23 protein-coding genes and 1 pseudogene are annotated in these 25,912 nt (G+C 53.6%); 10 read left to right on the top strand and 14 right to left on the bottom strand.

What is annotated here, in order from left to right:
* Nucleotides 1-109 precede the first annotated feature (109 nt).
* A complete protein-coding gene (locus QYC28_RS00845; protein WP_190278140.1) occupies nt 110-946 on the top strand; it encodes an EcsC family protein in 837 nt (278 codons plus the stop codon).
* A gap of 145 nt (nt 947-1,091) precedes the next feature.
* On the opposite strand, the gene QYC28_RS00840 is transcribed toward QYC28_RS00845, so the two are convergent.
* From QYC28_RS00840 to QYC28_RS00815, 6 genes are all read right to left on the bottom strand, one after another.
* Nucleotides 1,092-2,177, bottom strand: coding sequence for a hypothetical protein (locus QYC28_RS00840; RefSeq protein ID WP_149817292.1), 1,086 nt, complete (start codon nt 2,175-2,177; stop codon nt 1,092-1,094).
* A gap of 248 nt (nt 2,178-2,425) precedes the next feature.
* On the bottom strand, nt 2,426-4,675 hold the full coding sequence (locus QYC28_RS00835) for a cation:proton antiporter (protein WP_149817290.1): 2,250 nt from the start codon (nt 4,673-4,675) through the stop codon (nt 2,426-2,428).
* Between the two features lie 11 nt (nt 4,676-4,686).
* Complete coding sequence (gene opcA, locus QYC28_RS00830) at nt 4,687-6,021, bottom strand: glucose-6-phosphate dehydrogenase assembly protein OpcA (RefSeq protein WP_149817288.1); 1,335 nt, start codon at nt 6,019-6,021, stop codon at nt 4,687-4,689.
* Between the two features lie 66 nt (nt 6,022-6,087).
* Nucleotides 6,088-7,617, bottom strand: a complete 1,530-nt coding sequence (gene zwf / locus QYC28_RS00825; protein WP_149817286.1) for a glucose-6-phosphate dehydrogenase — start codon at nt 7,615-7,617, stop codon at nt 6,088-6,090.
* Between the two features lie 10 nt (nt 7,618-7,627).
* Nucleotides 7,628-8,668, bottom strand: coding sequence for a class 1 fructose-bisphosphatase (gene fbp, locus QYC28_RS00820; RefSeq protein WP_149817284.1), 1,041 nt, complete (start codon nt 8,666-8,668; stop codon nt 7,628-7,630).
* 77 nt (nt 8,669-8,745) lie between these two features.
* Nucleotides 8,746-9,756 carry an isochorismatase gene (locus QYC28_RS00815; protein WP_149817282.1) on the bottom strand — a complete coding sequence of 337 codons (1,011 nt, stop codon included), beginning with the start codon at nt 9,754-9,756 and terminating at the stop codon, nt 8,746-8,748.
* Nucleotides 9,757-9,930: 174 nt separating this feature from the next.
* Between QYC28_RS00815 and QYC28_RS00810 the strand changes: the two genes are divergently transcribed.
* The 5 genes from QYC28_RS00810 (at nt 9,931) to QYC28_RS00790 (ending at nt 13,765) form a co-directional block, all read left to right on the top strand.
* Nucleotides 9,931-10,539, top strand: a complete 609-nt coding sequence (locus tag QYC28_RS00810; protein WP_302679695.1) for a hypothetical protein — start codon at nt 9,931-9,933, stop codon at nt 10,537-10,539.
* A 48-nt stretch (nt 10,540-10,587) separates the two neighbouring features.
* Nucleotides 10,588-11,829: a hypothetical protein gene (locus tag QYC28_RS00805; protein WP_286668852.1), complete on the top strand. Its 1,242-nt coding sequence runs from the start codon at nt 10,588-10,590 to the stop codon at nt 11,827-11,829.
* A gap of 14 nt (nt 11,830-11,843) precedes the next feature.
* Nucleotides 11,844-12,140: a hypothetical protein gene (locus tag QYC28_RS00800; RefSeq protein ID WP_302679694.1), complete on the top strand. Its 297-nt coding sequence runs from the start codon at nt 11,844-11,846 to the stop codon at nt 12,138-12,140.
* Between the two features lie 8 nt (nt 12,141-12,148).
* Complete coding sequence (locus QYC28_RS00795; protein ID WP_286626182.1) at nt 12,149-13,093, top strand: branched-chain amino acid ABC transporter permease; 945 nt, start codon at nt 12,149-12,151, stop codon at nt 13,091-13,093.
* Between the two features lie 234 nt (nt 13,094-13,327).
* Entirely contained in the window at nt 13,328-13,765 is a 438-nt protein-coding gene (locus tag QYC28_RS00790; RefSeq protein WP_149817272.1) for an ATP-binding protein, read from the top strand.
* A 2-nt stretch (nt 13,766-13,767) separates the two neighbouring features.
* Here QYC28_RS00790 and QYC28_RS00785 read toward each other — a convergent pair whose 3' ends face one another.
* The 4 genes from QYC28_RS00785 to QYC28_RS00770 all read right to left on the bottom strand — a co-directional run bounded on the left by QYC28_RS00785 (nt 13,768) and on the right by QYC28_RS00770 (nt 17,764).
* Nucleotides 13,768-14,595, bottom strand: coding sequence for an FAD-binding domain-containing protein (locus QYC28_RS00785; RefSeq protein ID WP_302679693.1), 828 nt, complete (start codon nt 14,593-14,595; stop codon nt 13,768-13,770).
* Between the two features lie 4 nt (nt 14,596-14,599).
* Nucleotides 14,600-15,328 (bottom strand): circadian clock KaiB family protein, encoded by a 729-nt coding sequence (locus tag QYC28_RS00780; RefSeq protein ID WP_190278139.1) that lies wholly within the window; start codon nt 15,326-15,328, stop codon nt 14,600-14,602.
* Between the two features lie 4 nt (nt 15,329-15,332).
* Entirely contained in the window at nt 15,333-16,697 is a 1,365-nt protein-coding gene (locus QYC28_RS00775; RefSeq protein ID WP_286668850.1) for a type IV pilus twitching motility protein PilT, read from the bottom strand.
* An 83-nt stretch (nt 16,698-16,780) separates the two neighbouring features.
* Nucleotides 16,781-17,764 (bottom strand): AEC family transporter, encoded by a 984-nt coding sequence (locus tag QYC28_RS00770; RefSeq protein WP_286626178.1) that lies wholly within the window; start codon nt 17,762-17,764, stop codon nt 16,781-16,783.
* A gap of 66 nt (nt 17,765-17,830) precedes the next feature.
* Between QYC28_RS00770 and QYC28_RS00765 the strand changes: the two genes are divergently transcribed.
* A complete protein-coding gene (locus QYC28_RS00765; protein ID WP_286626176.1) occupies nt 17,831-18,994 on the top strand; it encodes an MFS transporter in 1,164 nt (387 codons plus the stop codon).
* Here QYC28_RS00765 and QYC28_RS00760 read toward each other — a convergent pair.
* Nucleotides 18,966-20,792, bottom strand: a complete 1,827-nt coding sequence (locus QYC28_RS00760) for an ABC transporter ATP-binding protein (protein WP_149817260.1) — start codon at nt 20,790-20,792, stop codon at nt 18,966-18,968. The genes QYC28_RS00765 and QYC28_RS00760 overlap by 29 nt on opposite strands.
* 413 nt (nt 20,793-21,205) lie before the next feature.
* Between QYC28_RS00760 and QYC28_RS00755 the strand changes: the two genes are divergently transcribed.
* Entirely contained in the window at nt 21,206-22,807 is a 1,602-nt protein-coding gene (locus QYC28_RS00755) for a hypothetical protein (RefSeq protein ID WP_302679692.1), read from the top strand.
* A gap of 33 nt (nt 22,808-22,840) precedes the next feature.
* Here QYC28_RS00755 and QYC28_RS00750 read toward each other — a convergent pair whose 3' ends face one another.
* Together QYC28_RS00750 and QYC28_RS00745 are read right to left on the bottom strand one after the other, a co-directional pair.
* Nucleotides 22,841-23,419, bottom strand: coding sequence for a hypothetical protein (locus QYC28_RS00750; RefSeq protein WP_149817255.1), 579 nt, complete (start codon nt 23,417-23,419; stop codon nt 22,841-22,843).
* Between the two features lie 12 nt (nt 23,420-23,431).
* Nucleotides 23,432-24,031, bottom strand: a complete 600-nt coding sequence (locus QYC28_RS00745) for a DJ-1/PfpI family protein (protein WP_149817253.1) — start codon at nt 24,029-24,031, stop codon at nt 23,432-23,434.
* Nucleotides 24,032-24,128: 97 nt separating this feature from the next.
* On the opposite strand from QYC28_RS00745, the gene cobM reads away from it, so the two are divergent.
* Both cobM and yidD read left to right on the top strand, forming a co-directional pair.
* The gene (gene cobM / locus QYC28_RS00740; protein ID WP_302679691.1) at nt 24,129-24,914 is read left to right on the top strand and encodes a precorrin-4 C(11)-methyltransferase; all 786 of its coding nucleotides are present in this window, start codon (nt 24,129-24,131) and stop codon (nt 24,912-24,914) included.
* Nucleotides 24,915-24,950: 36 nt separating this feature from the next.
* Entirely contained in the window at nt 24,951-25,211 is a 261-nt protein-coding gene (gene yidD / locus QYC28_RS00735; protein ID WP_302679690.1) for a membrane protein insertion efficiency factor YidD, read from the top strand.
* A gap of 13 nt (nt 25,212-25,224) precedes the next feature.
* Here yidD and QYC28_RS00725 read toward each other — a convergent pair.
* Nucleotides 25,225-25,907, bottom strand: a pseudogene (locus QYC28_RS00725) (PD-(D/E)XK nuclease family protein).
* Between the last annotated feature and the right edge of the window lie 5 nt (nt 25,908-25,912).

Genomic DNA, 25,912 nt, shown 5'->3' with positions numbered 1-25,912 from the left:
GCGGTCACTCCATGGCGGGATTACAGCACTGGTTTGTGGTGGCTTGGCAATTGCTGCGGCAGGAGCAAGGTTCTCATCTTACGGTTTGTTATCCCCGGGTGTGGCCACGATGACCCGCAATCTTGCTCTTACGGATTATGAGCGGCAACAAATTAAAAAAATCAGTGCGTGGCTGCGGGAAGAAACGAACCCTCTGCAACAGGCGGTGCAATCGGTCAATGCCACAGTCGAGCGTCATGTCAGTCGGATGTTGTCCCCTGAACATCTAGCGATTCTGCGTAAGGCGGGCGATCGCCTACTAGCCAATAGTGATCAGGCTTGGCAACACCTGAAACAGCGATTGGGGAACACTCGGATGCCAGTCGATCATTGGCAGGATCTCAAGGATCAACCCCTAGAGGTGTGCGATCGCCTGCAAGCTAGGGTTGCCGGTGCGGCCTTGACCAACGCTGCCTTGGAAGCCCTGATCACTGCTCCCTTTGACTTTCTGGGCGAACTGGTGGATGTGGGGTTAACTCTGCTGTTGGGTCTCAAAACGATTCAAGCGGTGGGCTTGTGCTATGGCTTTGGCAGTGAGACCACAGTTGAACAGCACATCATCTGGGGCACATTGGGGATCAGTTTTGCCGGCACTGCCAAGGAACGTCAGCATCTATTGTTGAGTTTGCTGCATCCTTCTGAGGACAGTGAACGGGGGGCGATCGCCGGCCTCTTGGAAGACAGTGCCTTTGAGGTCTTTACTGACAACACGGTGGAGGCGGTGTTGAGTCGCGCATTAGTGATGTTGAGCGAAGAATTGAGTGGCGAGTTGATCCCCGTGATTGGCACTGCTTTGGGGGTTCTGGAAAGCGAACAATTTGCCCGAGAAGTGGCAACGACCACGCGATATGTTTATCAGTTGCGTTGGCTACTGCGTGCTCACGGTGGCAGTGGAGTGGATGGTTGACAACGGCTACCGCCGCCAAAGTCCATGGTCGTGCCAAAATCTCTGTAGAAGAAACAATCCACTACTATCTTGCCGATGACGCTGTTTTGGAATGGCTACCTCAAGAAAAGAAACAGTCGTTTGTCACTATCGGGGTTACTCAATTTTATTCAATTAATGGAGTCAATTCTCTTTTCATTTCTTCTGCTGTCTTGATACAGTTAAATCCCCAAAAATAGTTACAGGCTTCATACTGATCATGTGTAACACTCAGTGAGATATCGCGAAATAAATTCGTTAAATGTGATGAAATTGATTGATATGTTTTTCTTTCTTGATAAGATTTTATACCATTCTCTACCCTGATTTTCAAGGGAATGTTGATCAGAACATCTGCTGTACAGATTATCTGTTGTTCAAATAGCCAATGGGGTTTATTCATGTAAATACAGTACCCAATGTGAGTACCAATAGCGTTAGAAGCAGTGACATCTGACAGCCAAATGATTGATTTAAGACGATTCAGAAAATTCCAATCATAAATGTGACCTGCTGTTGTGCAGTGAAACCCTGCATTCAGGTAGAGTTCTACAATTTCAGGACGGCAATCTTTCCAGTAAAAACAAATAAGTACTGATTCAAACTGATGATCCTTTGATACTCTTCTAAGCCATTCGATAGCCTGTAAATGATTGAATGAAGTTTTAATTAGATGAGTTGAGTGTGCAGGGAAAAATAGTAGCGTTTTTCCAAGTTTTTTCTTGTAATCCTTTAGTGTTTCAATATCGATTAACTCTGCGTAATGTATATATGGCCCTATAGGTAATAATTTCCTCTCTGTATACTTTGAAATAACTTCTTTTCTAAACTCACTGAATGTAATAATTGCCCTTGCAAAGGGATCATCGTCAGGTGCTCCGGAATCATCTAGATAACAACCATGTTCGATAGGCGCCAGAAGCTTTTTTTTAGGCTGAATGCCAGCGTACTGCTTGATTGTTTTGGATATACCGTAGAGTGAATTTTGTGAAAATTCTTCTGGAACTAAGTGATAGCAAGCTCTCATAGGGATATCTACTATATTATTAATATCCCGATCAAACTGAAGTATGTTTGCATTCTTTTCTATGTAGGGCAAATATAGGTAAGACTCAAGTTTTGTAATTGGGTTTCTTGCAGGTGCAATCAGAAACAGTCTAATAGCCCTGATCGTTTTCCTAATTCCTCTTAAAAAAAATTGATTTAGTAACATGACTTCTTGTATCTGCTTTTTTGGAGAAGGAATGATTTTTCTTATAAGATTATACTAGGGGTTGACTCTTGTTAACAGAAGCCAAAGCTAATTTGGCTAGTAATAATAATAGAGTTTCTTAAGTCTGGCTAAATGAGATTGGCGGTGCTGTTGGGCTTGAATAGAAGATCATTTGGGGCACGTTGGGGTGAGTTTTCTAGCTATAGTCAAGGAACATCAGTATCCCCACGGTGCTCGCTACTGCGTGCTCACGGTGGCAGCGGAGTGGATCGCGCTTGCAGTTGATCACCAATGCGCTGTAGGGCATTCATAGAGCCAGTGAGAAGGAGGCGATCGCCCGCCATTAAGGGACAGTCCTCCTTGGGTTCCAAGAGCAGCGTTCCCTCTCGCCGCAGGGCACGGATGGTGATGGTCTCAGGCAGATGCAGATCGGCAATGGTGCGATGTTGTTCGCCAATCTCTTTGGGCAACATGATCCAAAGAAACAAGGTTTCCCCTTGGGGCACACTGACACGGCCATTGATCAGGGCTTCACAAGCTGCAAACTCCCCTAGCTGACCAACAATCAGGAGGCGATCGCCCCCCTGCAGACAGGTTTCACCACTGGGATAATCCACCTCAGTACCATCGGCACGGACAATGGCCAACAGAGTCACCCCCGTCAACTGGCGCAGTTGAATTTCCGCAAGACTCATGCCCCGAATGGGGGAATCCTCAGGGACGGTCAGCCAGCGACTATTCATATCCTGAGCCGCTTGCCGCAGGAGACGGGCGGTTCCCTCAGGGGGAGTATCGCCGCGCAAATTGGCGTAGTGGCTGTCGCGCACCTGTTGTACCTGCTGCTGAATGTGGCGTTCACCCATGCCTAGCGTAAAGAATAGATGAGCGGCCAACTCCAGACTGGCTTCAAACTCGGGCTGCACCACCTCCCGTGCCCCCAGTTGATAAAGCAACTCAATGTCGCGATCGCTATTGGCGCGCACAATAACATCCAGTTCCGGGGCAAACTCTAGGGCACGCTTGAGACAGAGGCGGGTACTCATACTATCCGAGAGGGCGATCGCCATACCAAGGGCTTGATCGACGCCTGCTTTGGCCAGAATGGTGGTACTAGCAGCATTGCCGTAAATGTAGGGCAGTTGGGCATCGCGCACTTCGTTAATCACCGTTTCACTTTGCTCAATGACCAACACGGGATAATTTTGTTTTTGGAGGAGTTTCACCACACTCTTGCCGACGCGACCATAGCCACAGACAATCACATGATTCCGCTGCGGCAACCCCGTTAAATCCATGTCGAGGATTTCATCTTCCTTGAGAATACGGCGCAGTAGGGGCAGTTCCAACAGCACAGGCACCAGCTTTAACAAAAAGGGCGTCACCAGCAACGTCACTGCTGTCGTGCCGAGGGTGAGCAGATAAACTTGTTGGGACACCAACCCCAAGCCCCGCCCTGCTGTCAGCAGTACAAAGGAAAATTCCCCAATCTGAGCCAGCCCAATCCCCGCCAGTAACGACGTTTTCCACGAATAGCCAAAGAGCTTGACAATGGGGGTGGTGATCAGGAATTTACCCAGAATCACTAGGCTCACCAGTTCAATAATGCGATCCAAGTGCTGCCAGAGAAACACTGGATCAATGAGCATACCAATGGAAGCAAAAAAGAGCGTGGTAAAGACATCGCGGATCGATTCCACGTAATCGAGGGTTTGATCGGCATACTCCACCTCGGAGATCATCAGACCGGCAATAAAGGCACCAATCTCAATCGAAAGCCCCAAATACTGGGTCAGCAGGGCAATTCCCAAACAGAGGGCAACGACGCCTAAAAGGAAAAGCTCACGACTTTCTGTTTTGGCCAGTAGCCGTAGCAGAGGCGGCAGCAACCACATCCCAGCGGCGATCGCCCCCACGGCAATCAAAGCAATGGTCAAGACTGCTTGGCCGAGGGCAAGTCCCAACTCCTCTGGGGGTTTGTTCAGGGCGGGTAAGACGGCAATCATCAAGCCCACCGCCAGATCCTGCACCACCAAGATGCCCAGCATAATTTGCCCTTGGATCGACTCCAGCTCATTGCGATCCATGAGGCTGCGCAGCACCACTGCTGTTGACGAGAGGGAGAGGACAGCACCGAGGAAAATCCCCTGATTGGGGGAACTTACCCAGCCAACCCCAACGGAAATGAGCGTTGTAACTGCAATGGTCAGGAGAATTTGCAGGGCACTGCCCCCCAAGCTAACCCCTTGAACTTTGCGAATTTCACCGAGGGAGAAGCTCACCCCTAGGGCAAAGAGCAAAAAGGCCACCCCCAGTTGTGCCAAACCTTCCACCTGGGGTACTTCCTTGAGGAGTCCCAAGCCCGTTGGCCCGACCAACATACCGGCCAAAAGGTAGCCCAGCAGGATCGGTTGTCGCAGCAAAGCCGCCAACACACCCCCCACTGCCGCTGCCCCCAGTACCACACTGAGGTCAATGACAAGGCGAAAATCTTCAGTCATGGGATCTAATGCTAGGGCATCAAGGCTAGCATCTGAGCCACAACGGCAAAACTCTCACTGTAGAGGAAGTCTTGTCCCCAGCGCTGAAGTTCCTGACTCAAGAGCACCTCAGCCGTGAGATCACTCAGGGGAGACACATGATAAGTACGGCACATTTGAGCACTGCCCCCGGCCTCCATGCGCATACAGCCACGGGTTTCTGAGCAAATGATTGTACAGCAATCGGCTTGGAGATTGGAGGAGGTGAGTTTGAGGTCAATTAAATCCCCCAGCACGAGGCCAGCATCACCCGTGGGAATACCTGCTAATTCTGCCTTAATCAACCGTTGATCGGAGGCCACCAATTCCACGTGATAGACATCATAGTCACCGCACTCGTGGCGGATCTGGCGCGGCTGCCACTGAAGCCGGGAAGCTAACCAGCCAAGGTACATTAAAGCTTGGGCAGGATTGCCCTTTTCGTAGTCAATGACCACCTGATCAATTTCCTGAATGGCCAAACGGCGTTCGGGGGGATCAAAGGCTTCGGCGGCCAGTTCTTGCCATGCCCCCAGACGGCGCCAGTTCAAATCTGCGAGGGGAAGGTTCTGCTCCAGCAAAGGCGCGATCGCCCGCAAGCCCCGCAGCGGATCGAGAAATTCACTGGAATCCACAATCACGCGGCTAAATTGGGGCGCAAGGGTTTGAAACAACTCAAAGTTATTGAACAAGTCCCCCTTCCACCACAAAAAGCGGGGGAGTTCGCGAATGATTAAAGACTGCAACAGGGGTTCCACCCGCTGGAAGGCGCTATGGGTGCCCTTGAGGGTAATGTATTCACAGCAAACGAGGGAACTGCGCATCTTTTTGTTAATCGGGCAGTAGGCCGCCACCTGAGCAGTAATTCCCGTATCTTCGCCAAGGGTAGGACACAGGGCAATCACCCGACAGGGATTTTGGCTGGCGATCGCGTCAGCAATGCCACTACCGCGCATATCTACCGCATAGCGATCGCCCCGAGGGGTTCCCTGAGCATATTCTGCCTGCAAGGCCTGCCGCAGTTGGGGCGTGACTCGACCCGTCAAGGGCAAGTTGTGATTCTTTTCAGCAGCACGAATCGCCGACTGCATGCGGGGGCCAAGGATACCATCAATGGGGCCTGTGTAGTAGCCCAAGGCCGCTAGCAATTGTTGGGTATCATCCGCCTCATAGACAACTAGGGTAAAGGTGGTTGCCCGCACTGCTGCTGGCGCCGTACCATCTCCGCCATGGCTGAGCCAAATTTGCCGCAAACTTTGCTCAATATCATCTAACGAGACATCCACGGGATCTTGGAGCGCTACGAGGGGAGTTGATTCAGTTGCCATACCTAGGTACCTATCTGTGAATGAAGTTCGGCCTTGATTCCCATCTCTTCCCATGATGGATAAAGATCACAGTCGCCGCCACCGCCGACCATCGGCATTAATCATCGCTTCTGCGGCATCGGGATCCCATGTCCCCGCTTCATAAGTGGGAATCGTGTCTGGATCTGTAGGGGCATCCCAAGCACTGAGCACTGGCATCACCACCCGCCAAGCCGCTTCCACCTCATCTGCCCGGGTAAACAGGGTTTGATCCCCGAGCATGCAGTCCAGTAAGAGCCGCGCATAGGCATCTGCCGTTGCCATTCCAAAGGAGGAGCCGTAGCTAAAGTCCATTTCCACCGTGCGCGTGCGCAGATCTGCACCGGGCATCTTTGCCTCAAAGCGCAGGGCAATCCCCTCATTCGGCTGGATACGCATTGTTAGAATATTGGGGTTAGTTTGGCGGGCGGCCGACTGGAAAATCAGCAGGGGCACATCGCGAAACTGAATCGAGATTTCCGTCACTTTTTTTGCCAAGCGTTTACCCGTGCGCAAATAAAAGGGCACCCCCTGCCAGCGCCAGTTATCAATCACCAGTTTGAGTGCCACATAGGTGGGGGTGGTGGAGGTGGGACTCACCCCCGGTTCTTCGCGGTAACCCACCACAGGTTTGCCCTTCATCCAGCCGGCTCGGTATTGGCCGCGGACAGCACAGGCATCGAGATTATCCAAATCTGCTAAACGGGTGGCTTGGAGCACCTTCACCTTTTCGTTGCGCAGACTATCGGCATCGAGGGCATTGGGGGGTTCCATGGCGGTCAAGGCCAATAACTGAAGGATGTGGTTTTGCACCATGTCCCGCAGAGCACCCGAAGTTTCATAGTAGCCCGCGCGGTCTTCAACCCCCACGGTTTCGGCAACGGTAATCTGCACATGATCTACGTACTGGCGGTTCCAGAGGGGTTCAAAAATAGCATTAGCAAAGCGAAACACCATCAGGTTTTGAACGGTTTCTTTGCCGAGGTAGTGGTCAATACGGTAAACCTGCTCCTCTTTGCACACCGACTGCACCACTTCATTGAGGGCTTGGGCAGAGGTGAGATCGCGGCCAAAGGGCTTTTCAATGACGAGGCGATGCTTTTGGGGATCACTCAATAGACCGGCTGCCCCTAGTTGTTGAATCGCTTCAACGAAAAAGCTCGGTGAGACCGCAAGGTAAAAGACGCGATTGCCGCGAGTTTGGCGTTTTTCATCCAGCTCGGCCAAGAGGGTTTTCAGTTTGGTGTAGGCGGCGGGATCATCCATATTGCCAGAGCAGTAAAACAGGCCTTGGGCAAATTCCTGCCACAGGGGTTCCGCCTGAATGCCGCCGCCAAATTCCTCGACCCCTTGGCGCAGATGCTCGCGAAAATAGTCATCACTCCAGTCGCGACGCGCCACACCAACAATCGTGAGTTCTGGGGGCAGACGGCGTTCCAGTTTCAGTTGATAAATGGAGGGAATGAGCTTGCGCTGGGTAAGGTCGCCACTCGCACCAAAAATAACTAAAATGAGCGGCTCTGGCGTCCGCTCTTGGCGTAATCCGACCCGTAGGGGATTTTCAAATAAGGTCACCATGGGTTTACACCTAAGTCACGGTTGGATTGGCAGGGGCTTGCCGGATGAAGGATTCAACGAGAGCAACATTCTCAGGACTGCCAATGATCAGCGGTGTGCGCATGTGCAGATGATCAGGCACGACATCGAGGAGGGGTTGGGTGCCGGTACTGGCTTTGCCACCGGCCTGTTCCACGAGGAAGGCGATCGGTGCCGCTTCGTAGAGTAGACGCAACTTACCCGCCGGATTTTTTTGGGTGCCCGGATAGAGAAAGACCCCCCCCTGCATGAGGATGCGGTGAATATCGCCGACAAGGGCACCACTGTAGCGGGCACTGTAGCCGGGCTGGCGATGGACATGGCGGACATAGTTACGAATGGATTCTTCCCATGCCCAGAAGTTGCCTTCGTTGACACTGTAGATCGGGCCACTAGCGGGAATTTGCAGGTTCTCGATCGCCAGAATAAATTCTCCGAGGCTAGGGTCAAGGACAAAAACATGGGTGCCCCTGCCCAGGGAATAGACCAGCATCGTACTAGGGCCATAGAGAATGTAGCCAGCGGCAATTTGCTTGTGGCCATCTTGTAGAAGATCAGCAGCGGTGCCGTCTAGATCAGTGCCCTCCTGCTGGCGAATCGCAAAAATTGATCCCACGTTCAGGTTAATGTCCACATTGGAGGAACCATCGAGGGGGTCGTAGAGGAGGGTATAGCGACCAATGGGGCAATTTTCTGGAATGTAGTAGGGCTTCTCCATTTCCTCGGAGGCGAGGCGACACACTAGGCCACTTTGCTTGAAGGCCGCAATAAAGACTTCATTGGCATAGACATCCATTTTTTTGACGTCTTCCCCTTGGATGTTCACTGCCCCCGTAAAGCCCAACACCCCCTCCATGAGACCCGCTCGACTCAAACGGCGGGCAATGAGCTTGCCAGCAAGGGCAATGCGATTCATTAGGGCACTGAGGTCTTGGGCAGCGGCGTCAAAGCTTTGGAGTTGCTGGAGAACGTGCCGAGATAGGGTCAAACAATCGCGATCGAGAGCCTGTTCATGGGCTGCGTAGTCAGTCATTGCCCCTCCCTAGTGAGGATGCATCTAGCCCCGATCCTAAACTGTCTCTTTTCAGAAGTGGTAAGTCTTTAGATCAACTAAAGATTCCAAGGAGCACTGCTAGTGGTGATCCGGTGCATGCCGGCAGCAGCAAACTCGGCAAAGGTTGCATTGGCAGTTTCACTAAAGTCCACGACCCCCGGCACCACCACAGGGGACATACAATCCTCAAGGAGATAGACCCGCTGGGCGAGTTGGGGATCTCGCTGCTGAATTTCACCGAGCAGGTCAGCCACCGTCCAAGCAACACAGTGACTTTTGGCTTGACCGGCAATGATCAGGCGATCGCCCGCCAGTAGATGCTCAATCAAAGCCCGATTCACCGCCACTAAGGGACGCCCTTGGGGGTCATGGCTCACCTCTGGCCGCAGCACCGAATAATTTTCGGTCAGGGGATGGCTCCCCTTGAGTTCGATGCGGGTTTGCTGCTGTCGCGCCACGGTGTGAAAGAAACAGGCCTCCTCCACAGCAGACACCAGTGCATGACCAATTCCCCCCAGCATCGAGTGGTAAGGCCAAATCGTCAACGGAAATTTGCCTTTGGCGGCTAACTGGGCAACATAGTGCCGGGCATAGGCCTGCAAACTTTCTTGATCAGTCATGCCGAGGGAGGTCAGCAAATGGGGATTGGGTTGCCAGCGCCCGCGCTCAACGTCCTCAACGGTAATCGTGGTTAGGGGTGGCGGCGGTTCCCCGGTAGCATCTCTCCAAAAGAGGGGATGAAAAATTTGACTGGCGGTATGGGTATCGAGGGTAACGATAATCTCGCTAATGTGAGTAAGGTGGGTATAGATAAAGCGGCAGAGGCGTTGATTATCCGCAACGGCACCGTGGACAAATAGCTCAAAGTCGGGTAAGCAAAACGTGTTTTGGACATCAATGAGCAAAAGGATCGTACGCTGCTGATCCTCAGCGGCAGGGGGAATTTGATACCGCTGTGCCCATTGCCGCGCCTGCGCTGCCCGCTCTTGGTAGGGAACGCGCCACACTTGAGCAACCTTAGTGGCATCAAAAAATTCAGGGATGGGCAGTTCTGTGATCGGCGCCATAGGCAAGGGCTCCGCTGCAGACCCGCTGCAAAATAGTGTAATAAAGTATTTGCGGATACAATTGTTAATTTTTAATAAAAATCTAGAATATCAGAAATTCTACGGATGCGCAACAATTGATTCCCTCTATAAAGTAGAGTTAGTCAAAGCTTAATCTTGATTAGGAAACTCGCAATGCTGGTGCGTACACTCAAGAGTGTTTTAGAACAACACATTGCTGGGGTGCCGGGCGTTTTGGCCGTGTTGATTGGCCGCATGACGGATGGAGCAACCATTGCCGAAATTAACTACAGTGGCAACAGCCTTGAAAATGAGTCCTTGAGTTTTTTGGGTGCCTATGCCAGCGATCTGCTGCGAGCCAACAATCGCGTGTGCCAAGTGGTGGATCCGGCCTCGGAGGCAGACTATCTGCTAGCGGGTTCGGCAGAGGTACGACTGGTCATCAAAGCCTTCAGCAAAACTCCCTACTTTGTCCTGTTTCTCACCAAGGGTAGCACGAACCTGAAGCTGGTCTTTGAGCGTATTAAGGCGATCTTGGCGGATGGCAAGCCACTGCTGCCCCCCGTGCAGGATAACACGACCTCCGTCGCTCAACTGCTGCTTAGTTATGCCCGTCGCTATGCCCCGGATCCCAACTTTGTGACGCTGCGGCTCTCGTTGAAAACGGGCTTGCACCGCGAGCGGCTGGAACAAGGCCAATTGGATGAGCGGGAAGTGCGGATTCTCTATAAGGGTGTGGCCGATATTTTGGGCGTGGAACGTCTCCCCGTTGCGCTTCCCTAGTGTTGTTGAACTGCCCCTAATTAGAAACTTAAGAAAAGATTTGTACCCATGTTTGAGCATCTCCGCATCGATCGCCCCCGCAAGCTGGTGGCTTTTTTTGACGAACCAGTGATTTTCCACTGCCACCACTACAACCTATTTCTCCAGCAAACCATTGAAGACCCCGACTGGATTGATGGCGTCAGTATCCTACAGACCTCAGCCCAAGAGATTTTCTATAGCTTGCTCGCCAATGCCTTTAATACGTTGGGAGTGCAAACGCCAGCGGAACGCCTTGCCACCGCCGCCCAGATTTTTAGCTTTTTGGGCTTTGGCCGCCTCAACTTTGAGGTGACAGAAGAGGGGGGTGAGGTGGAATTAACCCACTCCCACTATGCAGAGGGCTGGCTTGGAAAATACGGTGAGCAGGTGAGCCGCACGAAACCCATTGATCACTTGGCGGTGGGTTATGTGGCGGCAGCCCTAGATGCCACCTTTGCGGCGTTGGGTACCTATGTGGCTGAAGAAACCAGTTGTATGGCGGTGACGCGGCAGGATCACTGCATGATCCATGTGACCAAAGCACCGGTGCGCCGCTCCCTAACACCGAGTCCGCAAATGGGCAAGCTCATTGATCAACCCGTCCCGCTGCCAAAAGCAGAAACCAGTGTGGACTACGATGCGGTGAACGAAGCTCTGTGGGGACTGCCCCTGGAAGGGGATGCGAATGGTCAAATTCGTGCCTTTAATGTGCTGCTGACGCGGATGCCTGCCAACTACTACAACCGCATTCAGTACCGTTTCCTTGATGAGCTGCAAAAGGTGGATCCACAGCTTTTAGAGGTGGGACAGGCGTTGATTCGTGAATCGGGCCATGTTTGTGTCTTTTATACCTTTGGCAATATCATGGAATCCTTGGAGTGGGAAACGGTCATTGGCCCCATGTTGAAAACCGATACCGATTGGATTCACGGGGGGTATGCCGTTGCCAGTAGTTTGGGGTGGGGGCGTTGGCAAGCCCTAGAGGTGGTCAGGAATGAATCCTGTCGGGTGGCCATTGATGGCAACTACGAAACCAACTACTTCTTAGCCTCTTATCCCCATGCTGCCCAACCGGCCTGCTATTTTGCCCAAGGGGCGGTACCGGCAATGATGAACATTGTCTATAACGGGCGCATTCAACAGAAGCCTGTCTTAGATGAGGCGTTTTACAATCGTCTCTTTCAACGGGGCGGTGTGTTTCAAGGGGCAGAGGTGAAGGCGCGGGAAAAGGGCGATCCTTGGTGTGAATTTTATGCTCAACGCCTATAAGTTAAGTTCTGAGAATGCCAATTCAACTCTCTAAACGGCGGGAATGTGGGGGCACATGGGTGGTTGATGTGGATCTGGGGCGATCGCCCACCAACGAGGAACTCACTACCCTTGCCCAGCGCCATGGTGGTCGCTGTCGCCAATTTCAACAGTTGGTGTGGTTAGATCTTCCTAGCGGTCGGATTACGGCTTCACTGCGGCTGTCGCGTCTGACGATTCGCTTGGGGGATAAGACCCTCGAAGCGGCGATGATTACCGAGTTGCAGCAGCTTGTGGAGGGAAGCGTGCCGGCCTGTACGGTGGATCTCTAGCGCTAGCTATGGCGGGTTGGCTTGGCACCTACGATTTCTTGATTGTTTCAATGACCTTGGGGGCAATGTTGGCCTTGTCGCTCTATTTGCCTCTGATGAGTGGTCAACTCTCCCTTGCCAGTCCAGCCTTTTATGCCATGGGTGGCTATATTGCTGCACTGCTCTCCACCCGTGTTTTTGCAGGACTGAACCCCTATCCGGTGCCTTTGGTGCTGGGGGAAATGGTGTTGGCGGCTATTGTCTGTGGTCTGGTGGGCTGGGGCTTGGGGGTGCCGGTGCTGCGGTTGCGGGGCATTTATTTTGCCATTGCGACGATTGCTTTCTCTGAGGTGCTGCGGGTGTTGGCACTCAATCTGGAGGTGACTGGGGGAGCGATCGGCATCTTTGGCATTCCCCAACCCTTTAGTACACCCTTGGGCTATTTGTGGCTGACGCTGCCCTTGCTGATCATGGTGGCGATCGCCATCGGTCGCTTGGAACAGACCCGTGCGGGCAAGGCGATGCAGGCCATTCGTGCCGATGAACTGGTGGCACAGACCCTCGGTATTGATACCACTCGCTACAAGGTTTTGGGGTTTGTCTTGGGGGCGATTCTAGCGGGGGTGGCGGGAGTTTTGGCGGCCCATCTTTTGAATACTTGGAATCCGCGTCAGGGCACGTTTGATACGGGGGTGCTGGCACTGACAGCAGTGCTGGTGGGGGGCAATCGGACGTTTGTGGGGGCGATCGCTGGCGGTATGCTCTTTACGGCTCTGCCCGAACTCCTGCGGGGACTCGCCGATCAACCCTATTTGCCAGTGGCAGTGGCCACTTTTTTCCGCGATGGGCGTCTGATGCTCTATGGGTTGCTGATTATCCTCGGCACACGGTTCTTTCCCCAGGGGTTGTGCCAGTCTCCCAACTGGCGATCGCTCTGGTGCACCCTATTGGGCAACAAAACGAGGAAAATGTAATCAGTCCTCCTGCATTTGGCTGCTTCATGTCCCATCTGCGTTGCGCCATTGAACTCTCTTTCTCCTGCAGCCCATCTCAGCAGCCCTCCAGCGGCGAAACGTCTATTCGTCATGGCTCCATTTGCATCCTTTACATTCAGTGGGCAGGGCGAGCTGCGGAGCTGTTTTTGACCTCTTGGTATCCGATCCTAAGGCTCTGCAACTGATTCCACCCCAGCAAGGACAACTCAGCCTATGACGCCTCCCTTCACCACGGTTTCCCTAACCCTAACCAGTGACCTGACCCAACTGGAGGCTCTCTTGGCATGGTTCAATCAATATCGCCCCACGACACTGCCCATCGAAGAGTGGTTGAAATTGGAACTCGCCCTTGCCGAGGGGTTTACCAATGCTGTGCGCCATGCCCATCGCGATCGCGCCAGCGATACCCCCATTCGCATTGATCTCTCCCTTGCAGACACTGTGATTGAATTGCGCATTTGGGATCAAGGGGATCCCTTTGATTTGATGGCCAAACTGGCAACACTCCCCAGCCAAATTGCCCTCGATGCCGAAGGGGGACGCGGCCTACGCCTCTTGGCAACCATCATGGATGAATTGGACTATCAGCGCGTGGGCAATACGGGTAACTGTTTGATTCTGCGCAAAACCGTGAAGCCGACTCCCCAATAACCCTATTCCTTGTGGGGGAAAAGGCGGGCTGCCAATTCCTCGTAGGTGGCATCAAAGGGACAGCGATCGCCCATCGCACACTGGCGACAGTATCTGCCATCGCTATAGCGTTCGAGGTTTTGGCGGTTAAAAAAGTAGGGCTTGTGGCTAAAGGTACTGGCCACCCACTGCCACGAGAGGTTATTACTTGCCGGATCGCCATCGAGGAGATGCTGCAAAAACCAAGTGGCTCCCGCCTGCCAGCGCACCCGACACCAATGCACCACATAGGCCGCCAACCATAACCGCGCATGGTTATGCAAGTAGCCCATTCGTTGTAGGTCGTCACTAAAGGCATCCATACAGGCCAGTCCCGTTTCCGCTGCGATGAGTGCAGGAGGTAAGTCGGTTTGATAATCGGCTGCTTGCCAACCCGTTTTATAGGGTTCGATGTCCTGCCACAGGCGATCGCCCCAGCGGGCATAGAGGCGCTGCCAATAGTCTCGCCACGCCAGTTGTTGGAGTAAGGCTTCCGCTTGATGGGGATGAGCTACCACTTCCCGCAGGCGATCGCGCACAGTTGCCAAACTAATCACCCCATGGCGCAAATAGGCCGAAAGCCCCGTTACTGCCCCCGCCAAAAAGTTGCGACTCTTGCCATACCGTAGAGGCTGTATCTTGGCCAAACGCTCTTGGGCTGCTCCTAAGCCACCACGGGTTTCACTGACCGCGTCATCCGCCCCCACCACATCGGCAAAGACTTGGCGCAGATAGGGCACATAGGCATCACGAGTTCCCGCCATTCGCTCCACAGCAGCAGCCGCGAGCAGATCTTTAGCAAAATTTGTCATCGGTCTAAGGGCTTAATAAACGTTGCAGGCGATCGCGATTATCCAAGTGTCCCACAAGGCGGCGCACCGGCTGGGGATAGACCCGCACTAAGGTTGGCGTGGCCTGGACTTGATCCTCCTCCGCCAGATCGGGTTGCTTGGTGACATCCACCACTTTGAGCGTATAGGGCACCTTGAGGGAGCGACTCAGCAAGTCATGGAGGTTTTTGAGGGCAACTTCCGTGGCATGGGTTTCTCCACGCACATAGAGGCGAAAGACATAGCGATCGGGTTCCGAAGGACGCGGTGCAAAACTGCTCAGGGGGGTGGCTTCCTGCAAATCATAGATCAGTTGGTGAGGCTCCCACAGTTGGGGAAAGCTGCTGCGGTAGGCCTCTAGGGCTTGGACATCGCAGGGATGCTGCGGATCCTGTACCAACTGCCACGGCAATGTGGGCTGATGAGCAGGGGCAAAGAGGGCATTCAATAGGGGACGATGGGGCCATGCCAAGGGATAGACCTCCGCCGCCACTCGCAGGCATTGCTGCTCCTCATCAAACCAGTAATCTACCGCCGCTGTGTAGCAGGGGGATAGGAAAAGGGGCGGCTCCTCCAAATCCAACAGTTGTTGCAGGGCTTGACAAAGCGACTGATGCCAATGCCCCTGTTTTGATGGGTCACGGCAAAAGACCACATCCTCCCCCGGTGTAAAGAGGGCCAACCCCTTGTATAAGACAGGCTTGAGGCCAACCATTGCCCTAGACACGACCCCGTAGAATTTGCGCCATTTCGTTGGGTTTGGGGGAGTTTTCGATGGCGGTTTCCTCATCAATGCGCCCCGCCTCATAGAGTTCGTAGAGGCATTGGTTCATCGTGCACATACCGTCGTAGGTACACTGCGGAATAATTGCCTCAATTTCCTCCACTTCACCCCGCAAAATGTAGTCCTTGATGGCATCGGTGTTGATCATGATCTCGTGAATTGCCGCCCGCTTACCATCCGTCGTACGCACAAGGGCTTGGGCAATGACCGCCACCAGCGACTCCGCCACCTGCATCCGCATCGGTCCCTGTTCATCGGGGTTGTAGAGGTTGAGGATCCGCTCAATCGTTTTCACGGCACTGTTGGTGTGCAACGTACCAAAGACCAAGTGACCCGTTTGCGCTGCTTTTAGGGCTGTATTCACTGTCTCGCGATCGCGCATCTCCCCAATCAGAATAATATCGGGGTCTTCCCGCAACGACGCCTTCAGAGCATTGTCAAACTTCAGCGTATGGATACCCACCTCCCGCTGGCGGATCAGGGCACGGCGACTTTGGTGCACAAACTCAATCGGGTCTTCAATGGAGATAATGTGCTTCGGCATTTCGGTATTGATATAGTCCACCATTGCCGCAAGGGTGGTGGATTTCCCGGAACCCGTTGGCCCTGTCACCAGAATCAGACCCTTGTGGTAGTGGCAGAGATCCTTGAAGACCGGCGGCAAATTCAACTGCTCTAGGGTCAGAATCTTCACCGGAATCAAGCGCAGCACCATGGCGGGGCCTTTGAGGGCGACAAAGATGTTGATCCGCACACGGCACAGACCCTCGTACTGATAGGCACCATCGTATTCAAGGTGGGTGCGAAACTGCTCAATTTGTTGGGGGGTCAGCAGTTCATTCAGCCAGTAGTTAAAGGTTTCCTCATCAGTAACGGGATAGTTGGTAATTTCTAAACGTCCGCGATCGCGAAAACGGGGCGCTTCTCCCACTCCAACATGAATATCAGAATAGCCGTGATCAAAGGCCTCCCGCACCAGTTGTTCCATTGTTGGGCCAGAGATCCGCGCGGCTGGTGTCGGCATCGGTTGGGTCGGTACCCCCTGTTGGGGCATTCCCGGCTGCGGCGGCATTGGTCGTGGCGGCATCCCCGGTTGTGGTGGCATGGGTCGAGGCGGCATGCCGGGCTGTGGGGGCATCCCTTGGGGAGGCGGTGGGGGGGCAGCAGGACGGGGAGGCGCCATTCCCGGTTGGGGAGGCAGCGGCGGAACACCCCCACCCATTGGCGGCCGGGGCGGCGGCATCGGGGGTGAATTGGGAACACGCGGCGGTGGCGGCGGAGGACTTTGGGGATTCGTCATAGGGAGACTCGTGAAAGGGCTAGCAATGGATCAGGTATTTTCAGTGTGCCACTGTTCTTGGAAAAGGAGAGCAGTCGTTAGCGTTATGTTAAAACTTGGCGGCACAGGAACACCCACAGCGGTAACACCACCACAAAGCTCAGGGTACTCAGGGCAATCACCGCCGGTGGCAGTTCGGTATTGAGTTCGTATTCCTCTGCCAAAATTAGCGCGGCAAAGGCGGTGGGCGTACCAGTCATAATCGCGATCGCCAGCAACGTATCGCCCCGCAAGCCCAAACCATAGGCGATCGCCATCATCGTCAATGGCAGCAACAACGTCTTCACTAACATAGGCAGCAACCCCATACGAAAACTTTGCCAGCCGGGGAGCCGACTCAAACGAATTCCAGTGAGAACAAAGGCAAAGGGAATCACCAAGTGAATATCTATCTCACACAACCTTTCGATTGCATCTGGCAAGGAAAGATCATGGGTAGCAAAGCCGGCCATGGAGGCCCAAAGCGTCGGTACCGTTGGAATCACCCCGAGGGCGCGCCACCAAGGTTGATCATTGCCCTTACCGTAGTACTGACCGAGAAATGAACCCAATCCATAGGTGCCGAGGGCATTTTGGGTAATGGCATAGAAGGCCGCCCAGGGCAATGCCGTGGCACTCAGGAGAGGAATCGTGACCCCCAAACCGACAAAGCCCGTATTGCCGAGAATGCTGGCAATCAGATAGCTCCCCTGAAAGCGGCGACTTTCTCCTTCGGGAACTGTACTTGTCAGGAAGGGGGGGGTGTATTGCAGCCACTGGGGTTGAAAGTAGCGTTGCTGCCAATAGTAAAGTCCTTGGGCAAGGGTATAGCCGACAATGAGCGCCACAAAGGCCAGCAGCGGTGCCAACCAAATTAACCCCGCGAAGTTGGTTTGCCGCACCAAAGCAAAAATTTGAATGGGCACTCCGACCCAATAGAGGCTGCGCCCCAACCATTGGGGAATCACTGCTGGCAACCAACGGCCACAGATGAACCCCAGACTTGTCCAAATGACTAAGGGACTAGCTGCGCTGAGTGCACCCACCATCGCGATCGCCCTTAACGATTCTCCACTCAATATACTGTGGACATTCCTAAATACAGGAGTTGAGTCATGGTTTGCCAAAAAGGCTCCGCCCTCAGGTTTGTCGTGCTCCTAGGGGTGGTTTCCCTCTGTGCCGATGCCACCTATGAAGGCGCCCGCAGCCTTACGGGGGTCTATTTAGGAGTATTGGGTGCCAGTGGTACCGTTGTCGGCCTCGTAGCGGGTTTGGGGGAATTCATCGGCTATGGTCTACGCCTTGGGATTGGCTATCTCAGCGATCGCACCCGTGCCTATTGGCGCATTACCACCCTTGGTTATGCCATCAATACCTTGGCTGTGCCCCTCATGGCCTTGGCCCATCGTTGGGAAGTCCTAGCGGGATTGATGATTGCTGAGCGCACCGGTAAAGCGATTCGTACACCCCCCCGCGATGTGTTGCTTTCCTACGGTGCTCGTCAAGTGGGTCGCGGCTTTGGCTTTGGTCTCCATGAGGCGATGGATCAAATTGGTGCCGTTGTTGGGCCGCTGATGGTGGCCGGCGTCTTTGCCCTCACCCGGCACTATCAATGGAGTTTTGCCGTCCTCGCCATCCCTGCCCTGATGGGGCTGGTCGTTTTATTGGTGACGCAGTGGCGGTACCCAGAGCCACGGGACTTTGAAACGGTGGTGCAGGATCTGGATACCAAAAGACTACCAACACTGTTTTGGATTTATCTATTGGCCATGGCCTTTCTGGGCGCCGGTTATGTGGATTTCCCCTTGATTGCCTTTCATTTACAGCAGGGGGATAGTCTGCAAACGAGTCAAATTCCGCTGCTCTACGCCTTGGCGATGGGGGTTGATGCCGTGGCTGCCCTGCTCTTTGGGTACTTACTGGATCGCATTGGCATCATGGCCTTGATCCTTGCGGTTGTGCTGTCGGTAGGCTTTGCTCCCTTGGTCTTCCTCAGTTCTGCGGTGATTTGGGGCATGGTGCTGTGGGGCATTGGCATGGGTGCCCAAGAATCCATTGTGCGGGCGATCGTCGCCAACCTCGTCCCCCCAGAGCGGCGGGGGTCAGCCTATGGCATCTTCAGCACTGGTTATGGCTTAGCGTGGTTTCTCGGCAGTTTGCTCATGGGAGTGCTCTACGATCGCTCCTTGGGGTTGTTGGTACTGGTGTCAGTGGTGCTGCAACTGCTGGGGCTGCCGCTGTTATTGTGGATTAGGCAAGGGGCGAGGCATCCTGCTTAGGGGCTGCTTCTTCAGCGAGTGCTTGCAATCGGTAGAGATGGGCATACACCCCGTTGCGAGCCAAGAGTTCACTGTGGGTGCCCTGCTCCACTAGTTGTCCCCGTTTGAGCACAAAAATGCGATTCACATGGCGAATCGTGGCGAGGCGGTGGGCAATAATAATGGCGGTTCGATTCACCAACAGGCGGTTCAAGGCCTCCTGAATCATTGCCTCCGTGCCCACATCCAAATTGGCGGTTGCCTCATCAAGGATAAGGATTTCTGGATTGCGGATCGCCACCCGCGCAAAGGCCAAAAGTTGTCGCTGTCCCGCTGATAGATTCGTGCCCCGCTGCCGCAGGGGAGTGTCATAGCCTTGGGGCAACTGCTCAATGAAGTCGGCAATGTTCATTTCGGCGGCCACCCGCTGAATTTCGGCAAGGGTGTAGTTGTCGCCAAGGGCAATGTTGCTTTTGACATCGCCGGAAAAGAGAAAGCTATCCTGCAAAATCACGCCAATGTGCTGCCGCAGTTCTGCTTGGGTAAAGTCGCGAACATTGCGACCACTAACAAGGACTTCACCGCGCGTTGGATCATAGAGGCGACAGAGCAAGCGAATAATTGAACTTTTGCCTGCACCCGTAGGGCCAACAATCGCCACCTTTTCGCCAGCATGGATCTGAAAGGAAAGTTGCTTGAGGACATAGTCATCGTCTTTGTAGGCCAGCCAGACATCGCGAAACTCAACGGCAGCGGCTGTATTTTCTGGCTTGGGCAAACGCAAAAAGGTGCGATCGGGATCCTGAATTTCAATCGGTTCTGAGAGCAGATCATGGATGCGCTCAATGGCCGTTAAGCCCGCTTGCACCGTGGTAAATTTCTCCGCCAACTGCCGCAACGGATCAAAAACGCGCTGGGAAAAGAGAATAAACGTGGCCAAAGTGCCAAAGTCAATCGTGCGCTGCTCCACCAAGGCACCGCCCAGCCAGAGAACCCCCGCGATCGCCACAAAGGCAATCCACTCCAACGTTGCTGATACTGCCGAATCGTAGAAAATCGTCCGATCCACCTCTTTGATGTAGCGTTGATTGCGCCGCCGAAACAGTTGGCTATTAAAGGCCTCACGGCGAAACAGTTGCACCACGGTAATGCCAACGATGTTTTCCTGAAGATCGGCATTCAGTAGCGACAGCTCCTCGCGGGATTTGTAGTTGGCCACGCGGTAGCGATGTTGAAAATAGATAATCAGGGCGGTGATGGGCAGTACCAAGGCCAGCAGCAGCGTTGCTAGGAGGCGGTCAATGAAAAACATCGTCAGGACGACCACCAGCATTGAGAAGACATCGCTGAGAACCCCGACGGCGCCAGTGGCAAACACATCCCCCAGAGCATCCACATCACTGGTCAAGCGGGTAATGAGCTTACCGACGGGGGTGCGGTCAAAAAAGCGCGACGATAACCGGAGCACGTGGTCAAATAAGTCATGGCGAATATCGGCAGTAATGTTTTGGCCAATTTTTTGAATCCAGTACCCCTGCACCGCCTGCACCCCAAAACGCAGCACCACGGTAATCAGCAGTGCAATGCTCAGTAGATCAATCCCTTGGGTCAGGGTCAAAGGTTTCAAAAAGCTATAGGTACTCTCTTCCCCCTTGAGGAAGGCGATCGCCTGACCAATGATGATCGGTTGTAATGCTGCTGCTGCCGCCAAGGGAATCAAGAGCAAGCCACTTCCCACCAGTCCCCAGCGATAGGGCTTGAGGTAAGGAATCAGTCGTTGCAAAAGTTGCCAATCCGTGGAACGTGTTGCCGCTGTCATGCCCTGCTGAAACTTGTGAACATCCTTTTTCCCAGTCTAGTGGGTGCTTGTAATTGTTTGTAACAATTTACACGCTTTAGGCAGTTGTCATCTGGCCATCCCTTAGCTAAACTAAAGGTAGTTCGGGCTATTAATCCCCCGCATAGCCCCACTGAAATCCCCGAAAGGGTAAGTTACGCCGAAAGGGTAACGCACAAATCAAGGATCCTATAGCCGCCGCTTCAGAAAATGGTATGGATGTCCTTGATGCCGAAGGGATTTTTTCCAAGCTTCTCAACCGCTCTCAGCTCAGGGTGTAGATGAACTTGCCCTTTGATTAGGTAGGATAGTGGACGATCGCCCCCAGTCCCTCACCCCTCTCTGGAAATTGCAGTAGGCTAGAACTAGCGGCACCCCGTTCCATTCATCGGTTTATGAGTGATTCCCGTTTGCTCGATATTGCGCGGCAGGGCGACCCCCGTGCCATTGGTACGCTGCTGAATGCTGTCCTCCTGCCAAAGCGGGTAAAGGCCACTGTGGTACGTCAGGCCGAGGAGTTAATGATCACGCTGCATTCAGAAAAAATGCTCAATCAAGGGGCAGCCGTAACCCTGATCCGCACTGCCTTAGAAAAATTGCACTTGCCAGCGATTCAACGGGTTTTCATTGAGTCACGGGTGTTGGGCGTCCCCCTCTGGGAAAGTCATTTTCAGCTCCAAGTCCTGCCACCCACCCAACCCCATCGAGACGTGGTCGAGGATCCATGGGGCACCGAAACGGCAGCGACTGAGCCATCCCCCCCTGAACCCACGCTGCTGGATTTAATGTCTGCTTTTATGACCTCCGAGGCACCTGCCATATCTGAAAGTCAGGATGTTGTGGCGCGATCGCCCGAAGAGAAGGAACACCCGATTCCAGTAGAGAGCACACCTGAATATGGGGATGTAGCTTTTCCCCTAGAGCAAGTCACTGAGAATGGAACAGGGGCAGAACCCATCAGTGAGCCGCAAGAGAGTTTCCTAGATGAAATTCCAGAAATCGATCCTGATGAGGACATTAGTTTGGCAGATTTAGCTGCCGCCTTTGACCCCAACCCACCCTCACCAGAACCCAATACTGACCGTGGAGAATCTCCATTTGAGTCGCCCCCCCTTCAAGAAGAGCGTATTGAATCCGACACCCTTGCTGGGTTCTCAGGAGAATTGCCAGTCTTCGAGGTCGCTGCTGAACCACCTCCAGAAGCTTCTGAGTCCATAGAAGAGAGCATTGCAACACCAGAAGCCCAAGACAGTATTGCTGAGATCCCTGAACCAGCAGCCGAATTCTCTGAAGCTGCCCTAGACCAACTGACCCTTGAGGCATACGACTTCCCTGAACCGACGACTGAGGACATTGCCGCCCTAGAAGCTGAGGTTCGCCCACCCACCGCGATAACCCCTGAGATGATTGCTAAAGCTGAATCCTCGCCTGAGGGGGCGATCGCCCCAGACGCTGCCCCTGTTGTTGAGGATCCTTGGGCAGTCTCAGACACGTTGCCCACTGCACCCCCAGTCCCTTCAGAATCTTCTGCCCTTCCCCAAGACCAAGAAGCCGCCAACTATCCTCCCCTACGGGATCCTTGGTTAGAGGCCGAGCCTGTGCCGCAAGTGAAGGCAGATGAGACGCCTCCCCCTGAAACCGCCACAGAACCCCCACTACCCCCCTCTGAATCCGAGATTTACACCATTCCAACGATTGAAAAAGTCCCCCGCGATCATCAATCAAAGGTGGCAGGTCTTGCCGGCATAGTCATGGGTCTGGGCTTTTGTGCCACGGGGCTAGGCACCATCATCGGTCTGCCGATGGTCGTGGGCAGTATGTGGATGCTTGGGGATGAGGAGGTATGGAGTGGCGAGTGTCCCCATTGTCATCACCCGCTGAAAGTTCCGGTCGGTAAGCTGTGGCGCTTTAGTTGTGAAAAGTGTCAAGGGTTGATTGAAATGAAGAATGGCCGCTTCTACGCGCGGCAAACGCCCCCTGCACCCCCCTCGTCTTGAATCTGAATCTAAACAGAACTCTAGATGTCTAACTTAGGTGTCTAAATTCTCTAAATTCAAACTGACCCGACCCCGTTGGCGGCGGGCTTCAAGAGCTTGGGCAATGAGATCCAATAGCCCCGGTGCTTCTTCCTGAATCGTCAGCAGGAGACGTTCCCCCATGGCCAAATCTGTATCTGGAGCGGGCGGTTCTTTTTGAACCAACTGCCGCAGCCGAGGCACTGTATTGTCAACGATTTCCACGAGTGCCCCCAAGCAGCGAAAAAATTGCCGTTCGGTGAGGGTGCTATCCTCAATGGGGAATTCAATCATGGCACGCACTTCACCCTCATTGGGGTCGTACTCCCACTGCAACATTTTTGTCTGCCACGAAATGCACAGTAGCGTTTGCAAAATGGCATCCCGAAAGCGGTGGGTTTTAATCCCCGGCAAAAGATTGGGGGCATAGAGCTTAAAAAACTCGCCCCCCTCATCTAGCTCAATGACGACGATAAATCGCTCAAGGTGATCACCGTTGACGCCCGTAATAATTTGGTGGTTGGCCGCATTCAACCGATAGTTCAGTTGGTGCCGTTGGAGATATTGGGCAATTTGGCTGAGGGCGATCGCCATGCCACGGTGATCCTACACTGCTGCCAAGGGTCGGTGGCTAATCGTTGTTCCCAAAATCTCTAAAAATGTCGCCAACCACTGGGGATGGGCAGGCCAAGCGGGCGCCGTGACCAGATTGCCATCCACTACGACTGCATCCACTGCCACACTGGTAAAGTTACCCCCAGCACTCACGACCTCAGGGCCACAGGCCGGATAGGCCGTACAGGTTTTGCCCGCAAGAACGCCTGCTGCCGCCAACAGTTGGAGGCCGTGACAAATGGCTGCAATCGGTTTTTGGGTCTCGCCGAAGTGCTTGGTGATTTCCAGTACCCGTGGATTGAGGCGCAAATACTCTGGGGCACGACCCCCCGGCACCACTAGTGCATCGTAGGTAACGGGGTCAATCTCTGCAAAGGTGGCATTGAGGGTAAAGTTATGTCCCCGCTTTTCACTATAGGTTTGATCCCCCTCAAAATCGTGAACTGCCGTGCGAACAATGTCCCCAGCGACTTTATCAGGGCAGACAGCATGCACGGTATGACCCACCATTTGGAGGGCTTGGAAGGGCACCATCACTTCGTAATCTTCCACATAGTCACCCACAAGCATGAGAATCCGTTTGCCGCTCATGATTCGCTGCCTCTTAAACTGACCTGTCTTGATCCTGACATAACTGTGTTACCGGCAAAAGTTAATCTTAGTAAGGGGAATAATCAGGTGCAGTGTAGTGCTAAAAAGACAGACCTCGGCTGGGGTTTACTTTGTGGGTGCTGGCCCCGGTGATCCAGAATTACTCACCCTCAAGGGACAACGGCTGATCCAAGAGGCCGATGTGATTCTCTATGCCGATTCTCTTGTGCCGACGGGGATTTTGCAGTTTGCACCGCCGAGTGCCACCTGTATTCCCACAGCCGCAATGACTCTTGAAGAAATGATTCCGCTGATGGTTGAAGCAGTCCAAGCGGGTAAAAAAGTGGTACGGTTGCAATCGGGAGACCCTAGCCTCTACAGTGCCATTCACGAGCAGATTGCCCGCCTCGCCGAAGCAGGCATTACCGTTGAAGTTGTCCCCGGCATCAGTGCCTATCAATTGGCTGCCGCCCGCCTCAATGCCGAACTCACCCTACCCGAATTGGTACAGACAATTATCCTCACCCGTGCCAGTGGCCGTACACGCGTCCCACCAACAGAAGAATTGGCCAGTCTAGCCGCCCACAAAGCCAGCCTTTGCCTCTACCTGAGTGCGAATTGTGTCCACCGTGCTCAGCGAGATTTGCTTCAGCACTATCCACCCGAAACCCCAGTTGCTGTGGGCTACCGCTTGGGATGGCCCGATGAGCAGTTGTGGCTGGTTCCCTTGGCTGAAATGGCATCATTCAGTCAGCAGCAGCGCTTGACGCGCACCACCCTTTACCTGATCAGTCCAGCACTGGCAGTACAACATCAAGGCCATGGCTCATTGCGCTCCTGCCTCTATAGTCCAGAACATCACCATCTATTTCGCCCCCATTAACCTGGGTATAATTGGGATACCTTGTAGGCAAAGGCTGTGGACAACTGGCTAAGCAAAGCACTGATCTTTTTGATTCGCGCTTATCAGCATTGGATTTCGCCCTTATTTTTGCCCACCTGTCGCTATACGCCCACTTGTTCTGCCTATGCGGTTGAGGCGATCGCCCGATTTGGAGCAGTCAAGGGAACCTATTTAGCCATTCGTCGTATTTTGCGCTGCCACCCCTTTGCTGCCGGCGGCTATGACCCTGTACCCGATCCCCACGATGACTCTGTGCCCCCCTCTTCCCCTTGTTAGTGTCCGGGAGAGCCTATAGACCCTCTACAGCATCGGCATAGCGATAAATTTCTATTCCCAATGCTGCGGCAACCGGTCGTGCTCGATCATCTACCATTGGCAAAATCACGATTTTACGGTCAATTTGGCGTTGGTGGTGCCGTGCATAAAAATTCACCTTGCGATCAAAGATATACATCCCTGCCTTGTCAATTGAAGATTTAATTTCACAGGCGATCGTGAGACCATTCTTGATGATCAAGTCTAGTTCCACCTGATCCGGACGACCAAAGACCTCGCGCTCATGGTCCCAGAGGCTTCAACCCCAAAGGATTCCGTCAAGATCCCAGCAAGTGCCTTCCGAAAACTTGTTTTAGAGGCAATGCCCCAGCGAGCACCTAGGGCACCTATCGTACTCTCAAACCGTTTATCCAGACGCCGAATTTCTGCAAGTTGCTCATGCCAGCGGCGATCCTGTTCCTCCCATCTGCGGACTTGTGCTTCCCATTTACGATTTTCTTCCTCCCAACGACGGGCTTGTTCCTCGCGATCGCGCCGCAGTTCCTCTAGGATGCGATCGAACTTAATATCTGCCTCACGACGGGGAAGGGATAATTCTGAGACTGTGCGCAGGACAAAGTCCCTCAGGCTGGGATCTTGAGCCACGAGCCGAGGTAGCTCCTGTTGAATGAGGGCAATAATCTCTGCCTGCTCCATGACAT

The organism is Thermosynechococcus sp. HY596, assembly GCF_030518715.1.
Lineage (GTDB): Bacteria > Cyanobacteriota > Cyanobacteriia > Thermosynechococcales > Thermosynechococcaceae > Thermosynechococcus.
This window is presented reverse-complemented; position numbering and strand designations above follow the sequence as displayed.

Coding starts and splice junctions, on each gene's coding strand:
- QYC28_RS00845 (WP_190278140.1), top strand. CDS start 110: ATGACCCGCAATCTTGCTCTTACGGATTATGAGCGGCAACAAATTAAA.
- QYC28_RS00840 (WP_149817292.1), bottom strand. CDS start 2,177: ATGTTACTAAATCAATTTTTTTTAAGAGGAATTAGGAAAACGATCAGG.
- QYC28_RS00835 (WP_149817290.1), bottom strand. CDS start 4,675: ATGACTGAAGATTTTCGCCTTGTCATTGACCTCAGTGTGGTACTGGGG.
- opcA (WP_149817288.1), bottom strand. CDS start 6,021: ATGGCAACTGAATCAACTCCCCTCGTAGCGCTCCAAGATCCCGTGGAT.
- zwf (WP_149817286.1), bottom strand. CDS start 7,617: ATGGTGACCTTATTTGAAAATCCCCTACGGGTCGGATTACGCCAAGAG.
- fbp (WP_149817284.1), bottom strand. CDS start 8,668: ATGACTGACTACGCAGCCCATGAACAGGCTCTCGATCGCGATTGTTTG.
- QYC28_RS00815 (WP_149817282.1), bottom strand. CDS start 9,756: ATGGCGCCGATCACAGAACTGCCCATCCCTGAATTTTTTGATGCCACT.
- QYC28_RS00810 (WP_302679695.1), top strand. CDS start 9,931: ATGCTGGTGCGTACACTCAAGAGTGTTTTAGAACAACACATTGCTGGG.
- QYC28_RS00805 (WP_286668852.1), top strand. CDS start 10,588: ATGTTTGAGCATCTCCGCATCGATCGCCCCCGCAAGCTGGTGGCTTTT.
- QYC28_RS00800 (WP_302679694.1), top strand. CDS start 11,844: ATGCCAATTCAACTCTCTAAACGGCGGGAATGTGGGGGCACATGGGTG.
- QYC28_RS00795 (WP_286626182.1), top strand. CDS start 12,149: ATGGCGGGTTGGCTTGGCACCTACGATTTCTTGATTGTTTCAATGACC.
- QYC28_RS00790 (WP_149817272.1), top strand. CDS start 13,328: ATGACGCCTCCCTTCACCACGGTTTCCCTAACCCTAACCAGTGACCTG.
- QYC28_RS00785 (WP_302679693.1), bottom strand. CDS start 14,595: ATGACAAATTTTGCTAAAGATCTGCTCGCGGCTGCTGCTGTGGAGCGA.
- QYC28_RS00780 (WP_190278139.1), bottom strand. CDS start 15,328: ATGGTTGGCCTCAAGCCTGTCTTATACAAGGGGTTGGCCCTCTTTACA.
- QYC28_RS00775 (WP_286668850.1), bottom strand. CDS start 16,697: ATGACGAATCCCCAAAGTCCTCCGCCGCCACCGCCGCGTGTTCCCAAT.
- QYC28_RS00770 (WP_286626178.1), bottom strand. CDS start 17,764: ATGGTGGGTGCACTCAGCGCAGCTAGTCCCTTAGTCATTTGGACAAGT.
- QYC28_RS00765 (WP_286626176.1), top strand. CDS start 17,831: ATGGTTTGCCAAAAAGGCTCCGCCCTCAGGTTTGTCGTGCTCCTAGGG.
- QYC28_RS00760 (WP_149817260.1), bottom strand. CDS start 20,792: ATGACAGCGGCAACACGTTCCACGGATTGGCAACTTTTGCAACGACTG.
- QYC28_RS00755 (WP_302679692.1), top strand. CDS start 21,206: ATGAGTGATTCCCGTTTGCTCGATATTGCGCGGCAGGGCGACCCCCGT.
- QYC28_RS00750 (WP_149817255.1), bottom strand. CDS start 23,419: ATGGCGATCGCCCTCAGCCAAATTGCCCAATATCTCCAACGGCACCAA.
- QYC28_RS00745 (WP_149817253.1), bottom strand. CDS start 24,031: ATGAGCGGCAAACGGATTCTCATGCTTGTGGGTGACTATGTGGAAGAT.